Genomic DNA, 5873 nt, shown 5'->3' on the forward strand with positions numbered 1-5873 from the left:
GACGAATTCACCAGAATACGCACAATCGACGTAACCATCGACTTAGTAGAATCTTGTTTTAGTTTTAGTATGCCTATGACTCTCTTATTAACAGTGTCATCAAATAATTCTCTGCCTAAATCTTTTCTGTCAAACGCTCGCTCAAAAATGGACTTAATACCCCTCTGTTTAAGCCTTGCTGGCAGCTTCGCGTTGATATAGGCTATGTCAAATGACGAGAGACGGTCCTTTATTCCATCCTCGAAGTGAATTTGAATCAGCGCGTTAAAATTATCTAGGTAGCCTTGGAAGGTTATTAGCGCGGGATTCCTTGTTGCCTCAAATTCAGTACACAACCTAAGAAGCAGAAGCCATCTCCTACTGTAGTTTTTTAGGCCATTGCGATAGTCCAAATAAAAAGGTTGATAAGGTCTTTCTTTATGCACTATTGAGAAAATTAGATCATCATTTTCTTCATGAAAAATGTTGCTAGTATTGCTTTTATGCATGGTGACTACCAAGAATTCTATTCTTGAGTTCAATAACTAGGTCATGGAAGTCTGATCGCACACCGTTTGCAAAAATTTTCTCCACTCGTTTCGCATACAAAGCAGCCATCTCACTTTCCGGAGCCCAGCCAAAAACTTGGACTAGGTACTTTTCTAGTGCACTTAGATCTTTTGAAATTTCGATGGTCCTGAGCTCGTCGATGATGTGTCTTGGTGCATTTATCTTTTCGAGTTCCTGAATGATTCTCGCCGCCTTTGATCCAGTGTGAAACCAATTTATTGCGCGCTCACACACGCCGCTATGACGAAATACATGCGGTCGACACTCATATTCATTGTTACCCGTATCTGTAATGAAGGGGTCCGAATCGTCAATTTTTAGAAGTCCTTTTGCAGATAAGCCCTCCTTCAAAAGTCTAAAAGTCTCGGTGACGTGTTCGCGATTTATATATGGTAGCCCTGAGCTAGGTTGGATAAATAAGAAGCCGTGTGTTCTGTCAGAGCCGTATTTATCAACAATTTTTTTCCTCTGAGTCAAATATTGCTTGAAAAAGAAATTAGTTAAAGGATTAATCATGAAATGGAAAACTGATTCTCGAGGGTCGGCAAATCTTTGTTTTAGACTTGCGGTGCCACGTTTTCTTTTGCCACCGTTGACTTGATACCAGTACTCCTCATTTCCGCGGACAAGCAACATCCCGTCATCCTTGTGATCTTGAATTCTCAAATTAGCCACAGCGCCACGGCGTAATCCCTCGCTACATAGCAATACGACTAATTGATGCTTTATAAGGTTAGCGGAGGGTTTACCGCCTCTTGTTAGAAAGGCTTCTTCAGGCTTTAGTGCGATCAGTTCGATTATTTGGTACCAACGACTTTGAGGGTACGAGCTGATTTGTGATTCATGGGGCTTCCCAGTTGGTACGGCGTCTTTAAGGATCTTTAAGATCTCATCCAGCTCGTTACGAAGAGAGCCGGATCTGTCGAAGTTAACCATCTCTTTACCAAAGAATCGGTAATGATGTTTTAGGTATGAAGACACTACTTGCACACGCTGAGAGTATGTACTCAAAGCAACATAAGATTCGTCTACCGATGGTCTACCATTTTTCGTAATTAAACGAATTTTTCTGAGCTGTGCTTCTCTTGCATAAGCGTTCATCAGTCTGCCTGGGATTTGCCTGCAAGACTTCATGAAGTTGTATGTAAAACCAAGCCAATACTTCAATCTTAGGGCTTGGTGAGAATCTAGATATATTCCTTTTTCAAGAATATTTTTTTCAATCGTTATTCCTTCTAGTGAAAGAAAAAGTTCAAACGATTTAAGTGCATCGTGATATTTAATTTGAGAGTCCACTTTGGGAGGAGAAGTGGAGCTACCTAAGAAATTCAGAAAGTGTGATTGTGGGAAAAGTACTATCCCATCATGCGTCTGCACAATGGTTCGTAAGTTTCCAATCAGAATTTGTGTCTCCAATGTTTTTACCTCTTTTTTCTATGGCCAGTATAACTCATTGAAAAAAAAGGATTTGACCTTTTTTCATCTATCAAAAAATCACTCTACAAGCTGTAAGACCCGTAAATGCTGTGTTCTGGAGGTTAAGTTACTTAAATACCCCGTTTCCTAGTGTAATCAACTGCCCGCAACACCACCGTTTGCACCATGCCAAGAATGAGGAATACCACGACTGCAATTACGGGGGAATTCTGATTGTGTGGGATCGTTGGTTTGGTACGTACCGTGAATTTGTACCCGGCGTGAAGCCAGTGTATGGCACGCTGACCCCGGTATTGACCACCAACCCGCTGAAGCAGGCGGTGGCGGGCTGGGGGCATTTGATTGAGAAAATGAAAACAGCGCCCGATTTCAAAAACCGGTTGCTGTGTTTAATCAAGCCGCCGGGTTGGGTGCCTGGGAAGTAGCAGTGGGGTGCTTGGCGCTGAAGGCCTTGTAAAGCACCAAGGCCAGCAAACCGCCGATGACTTCAAACACCACATAAGCGGGTACATCGGCCGGTGCAATGCCAGCGAAGCTGTTGGAGAACTGCCTGCCAAAAGCAGCGGCCGGGTTTGCAAAAGAGGTGCTGGAAGTGAACCAGTAAGCTGCGCCAATGTAGCAGGCCACCATGCCGGAAACCCGTTCTGCCTTGGCCATTAAAATGACCAGCAACAGCCCGGCAGTGGCCACAATTTCACCAGTCCATATACCCCAACCTGTGCGGGCTTTCTCGGAAAACTGAAGCAGTTCCATATCAAACATTTGGTGCACCAGAATGGCACCGAAAAATGCGCCAACCAGCTGCACCACGATGTAGGGCAACAGTTCCGAACCCGGCTGGCGCTTTAGCAACACCATGCTGAGCGTGACCACCGGGTTGAAGTGCGCACCACTGATGGGGCCAAACACTTCGATCAAAATGTACAGGCCGAACACCGTAGCCAGTGTATTGGCAATCAGGGCCACACCGTTGTTGCCTTCGGACAGGTTTTCAGCCATGACACCCGAGCCAATCACAATGGCCAGCAGCAGCAAGGTGCCCAGAAACTCGGCACCCAAACGTTTGGGTAAGGAGTACATAGTCACTTAGCTCCGTGCAATTGCCGCCAGTGCTGCGTTCAGTTCCGCAGTGCTCATGCTGCCAAGGGGCAGTTGAATCAGCTGCATCATTTTGAAGGCGATGGCTTGGCGGGTCAGTTCAAACGCGCGGGGCTTGTTTTCTTCCACCTCGTTGGATGGGTCGGGGTAGCCCCAGTGAGTTTTCACCGGACTGCCTGGCCAATAGGGGCATTGCTCGGCCGCGGCGCTGTCGCACACGGTGATCACAATATCAATTTTCGGTGCACCAGGCTCGGTGAACACATCCCAGCTTTTGCTGGTGTACTGGCTGGTGTCGATGCCCACACTGGCCAATGCTTGCAAGGCATAGGGGTTCACGCGGCCGCTTGGTGCGCTGCCCGCACTGAAGGCTTTGATGTCTTTGCCATACTGTTGTGCAAGGTGGTTCAGCATGCCTTCCGACAGTACGCTGCGTGCAGAATTGTGGGTGCAAAGAATGAGTACGTTGGTGCTCATGAAGATACTTTTCCTATTTGTTCGACTTCGTGTTGAATGGCCAGTTTTTCGAGTTTTGTGATGGGTAGAGCCAGCATCAGCTCGATGCGCTTGCGCAATAGCAGGCCCACATTGCGGAACTCATGCAAGATGTGTTCATGGCTGCCTTCGGCTTTGGCGGGGTCGGGTGCTCCCCAGTGCGCTAGAACGGGTTGGCCTGGCCACACTGGGCATACTTCGCCAGCGGCCTGATCGCACACGGTGAACACAAAGTCCATTTGTGGGGCGCCAGGTGCGGCAAATTCATCCCAGCTTTTGCTGCGCAAATTGCTGGTGTCCATTTCCCAGCGTTGCAACACTTCAAGGGTGTAGGGGTTGACACGGCCAGCTGGAAAGCTGCCTGCGGAATAAGCCTTGAACTGGCCACGACCCAACTGGTTCAGAATGGCTTCTGCAAAAATGGAGCGGGCTGAATTGCCGGTACAAATGAACAGCACATTGAATGTTTTGTCACTCATGGTGAGCCTCGTTGTGGTGTGGTGCGCTAACAGGTGTGCAACTTTGACCTTCGCAGCAATTCTCGGTGAGGTAGGAGATCACGCCATTCATGTGGGCAAACTGCGCGCTGTAAATCAGATTGCGCCCGTCGCGAATGGGTTGTACCAAACCGGCGTTGCTGAGTTCTTTCAAGTGAAATGACATGGTGGCAGCAGGAATGTCCAGCCGCTCGCACAGTTGCCCGGGGGTAAGGCCGGCGGGGCCGGTGACGACCAAGGCTCGAAACACCCGCAAACGCGAGGTGTGAGAGAGGGCGGCCAGTGCTTTGATGATGTCATTTTCTTCCATAATTCGATAATAATGGAAATATCGAATTGTTTCGTGAAGATTTTGTGACAAACGCTAAAAAAGACTGACTAACTCAGGCTGCTTTCTTAACTGCGGAGCTTTTCGTGGGAGTACTTCGGGGTCGACGAGTTTTGGGTGCCGGGGCCTCCACTTGAGAGTGCCCACGTAGCCAGTCTGCCGCTTGCTTCCAGACATGTTCGCGAGCCTGGCTGCCCAAGATAATGCCCATGTGGCCGCCGGGGGCGAGCAAGAAGGACTTGTCTTTCGAGGCCACCATTTTCAGGCTTTTCTTGGCCATGCTGGCTGGTACCAAGTGGTCGGTTTCCCCTGCAAATACCAGCATATTGGCCGTAATGTTGCCGAGATCGGAAATTTGATCGCCGATTTTGACTTTGCCGTGCGCCAGTTTGTTGTCCACAGCAAAACGAATCATGAAGTCGCGTACCACTCCGCCTGGGTACAACATCATGTTGTTCAGGTAGTCGGCCGTGGTGGTGTGTTGTTCAACAAAATCACGGTCGTTCAAGCGGGTCAGCAGGTCCCAGTACGTGGTGATGCTGGCCACCGGGGCTGTTAGTTTGAAACCCAGGCTGACCATCCAGCCGGGTGGGCTGAACAGGGTCGGGTTGATTCGATCGAGTCTGAATTCACTGTACTTGCGAATGAAGCGCGCAGTCACATTCAATGTGTTGGAGGCGAAAGCCATGATGTTCTTGCCATCGCGCAGGTCGATCGGGCTGGCGACTGTCACCAGGTTTCGAATGTGTTTGTCGTGCCCGTAACCCGCGTACAACAGGCACAGCAAACCGCCCATGCACCACCCGAACAGGGAAATTTCTTTGGTGCCACTGTGTTCGCGCACGGCTTGAAGTGCTTGACCCATCATGTCGTGGCTGTAGTCGAACAGGCCCAAGTGGCCGTCTTTGCGCTCAGGCTTTCCCCAGTCCACCAGGTACACACGAAAACCTGCTTCAACCATGGCTTTCACCAGGCTGCGATCAGGCATCAAGTCGAATGTTTCTGTGGTGACACCCAGTGGCGGTACCAACACCAGTGGCACGGCGTGCTGTCGATTCGTAGGCGCTTCGATTTCGCCTTCGGCCAAGCTGGCTGCGGGTGTACTTGCTGTGGGGGCGTAATAGCGCACGCGCATGGGCAGGTGTTCAGCAATCACCTCATATTCAGTCTTGCCCGACTGAATCAGGATTTCCTTGCGAAAAAACCAATCCGCCGCGTTGGTCGCGGTGTTAACGGCCAACTCGTTGATTTTCAGGGCGGTTTTGAACAGTTTTTTCACGGTTGCTGCGGTGCAAGGTTGGGATGGTCGAAGTTTATACGCAGTCGGGGGCGATTCGGATGAGGGTTTACTCTAAATAGCAGGGCGTGGGCGACTTTTGGCCTGAACTTGAAGGGTCCCTGCTGCTGTTTGTTGCCCACTCGGCATGGGTTACTTGTGCCGCACTGAAAACCGCTTGATCCCTTTTTGA

Annotated in this window: 8 protein-coding genes; 1 reads left to right on the forward strand and 7 read right to left on the reverse strand. The window is 49.5% G+C overall.

What is annotated here, in order from left to right:
- Together B4N58_RS12315 and B4N58_RS12320 are read right to left on the reverse strand one after the other, a co-directional pair.
- A partial coding sequence (locus B4N58_RS12315) for a hypothetical protein (protein ID WP_291749828.1) occupies positions 1–488 on the reverse strand: 488 nt, incomplete at its 3' end.
- Complete coding sequence (locus B4N58_RS12320; protein ID WP_291749831.1) at positions 481–1965, reverse strand: hypothetical protein; 1485 nt, start codon at positions 1963–1965, stop codon at positions 481–483. The genes B4N58_RS12320 and B4N58_RS12315, both read right to left, overlap by 8 nt.
- Before the next feature lie 110 nt (positions 1966–2075).
- Between B4N58_RS12320 and B4N58_RS12325 the strand changes: the two genes are divergently transcribed.
- Positions 2076–2411 (forward strand): sterol desaturase family protein, encoded by a 336-nt coding sequence (locus B4N58_RS12325; protein WP_291749834.1) that lies wholly within the window; start codon positions 2076–2078, stop codon positions 2409–2411.
- On the opposite strand, the gene B4N58_RS12330 is transcribed toward B4N58_RS12325, so the two are convergent.
- From B4N58_RS12330 to B4N58_RS12350, 5 genes are all read right to left on the reverse strand, one after another.
- Entirely contained in the window at positions 2380–3066 is a 687-nt protein-coding gene (locus B4N58_RS12330) for an MIP/aquaporin family protein (RefSeq protein WP_291749837.1), read from the reverse strand. The genes B4N58_RS12325 and B4N58_RS12330 overlap by 32 nt on opposite strands.
- Positions 3067–3072: 6 nt before the next feature.
- On the reverse strand, positions 3073–3561 hold the full coding sequence (locus tag B4N58_RS12335; protein WP_008248140.1) for an arsenate reductase ArsC: 489 nt from the start codon (positions 3559–3561) through the stop codon (positions 3073–3075).
- Positions 3558–4058 (reverse strand): arsenate reductase ArsC, encoded by a 501-nt coding sequence (locus B4N58_RS12340; RefSeq protein ID WP_291749840.1) that lies wholly within the window; start codon positions 4056–4058, stop codon positions 3558–3560. The genes B4N58_RS12335 and B4N58_RS12340 overlap by 4 nt, the downstream gene beginning before the upstream one ends.
- Entirely contained in the window at positions 4051–4386 is a 336-nt protein-coding gene (locus B4N58_RS12345) for an ArsR/SmtB family transcription factor (protein WP_291749842.1), read from the reverse strand. Before B4N58_RS12345 ends, B4N58_RS12340 begins: the two co-directional genes overlap by 8 nt.
- A 73-nt stretch (positions 4387–4459) precedes the next feature.
- Positions 4460–5683: an alpha/beta fold hydrolase gene (locus B4N58_RS12350; protein WP_291749844.1), complete on the reverse strand. Its 1224-nt coding sequence runs from the start codon at positions 5681–5683 to the stop codon at positions 4460–4462.
- Between the last annotated feature and the right edge of the window lie 190 nt (positions 5684–5873).

The sequence above is a fragment of the Limnobacter sp. UBA3528 genome, from assembly GCF_002377005.1.
Taxonomy (GTDB): Bacteria; Pseudomonadota; Gammaproteobacteria; order Burkholderiales; family Burkholderiaceae_B; genus Limnobacter.

Bases quoted from the DNA above. Each gene is read 5' to 3' on its own strand.
- B4N58_RS12335 (WP_008248140.1), bottom strand. From the start codon at position 3,561: ATGAGCACCAACGTACTCATTCTTTGCACCCACAATTCTGCACGCAGC.
- B4N58_RS12340 (WP_291749840.1), bottom strand. From the start codon at position 4,058: ATGAGTGACAAAACATTCAATGTGCTGTTCATTTGTACCGGCAATTCA.
- B4N58_RS12345 (WP_291749842.1), bottom strand. From the start codon at position 4,386: ATGGAAGAAAATGACATCATCAAAGCACTGGCCGCCCTCTCTCACACC.
- B4N58_RS12330 (WP_291749837.1), bottom strand. From the start codon at position 3,066: ATGTACTCCTTACCCAAACGTTTGGGTGCCGAGTTTCTGGGCACCTTG.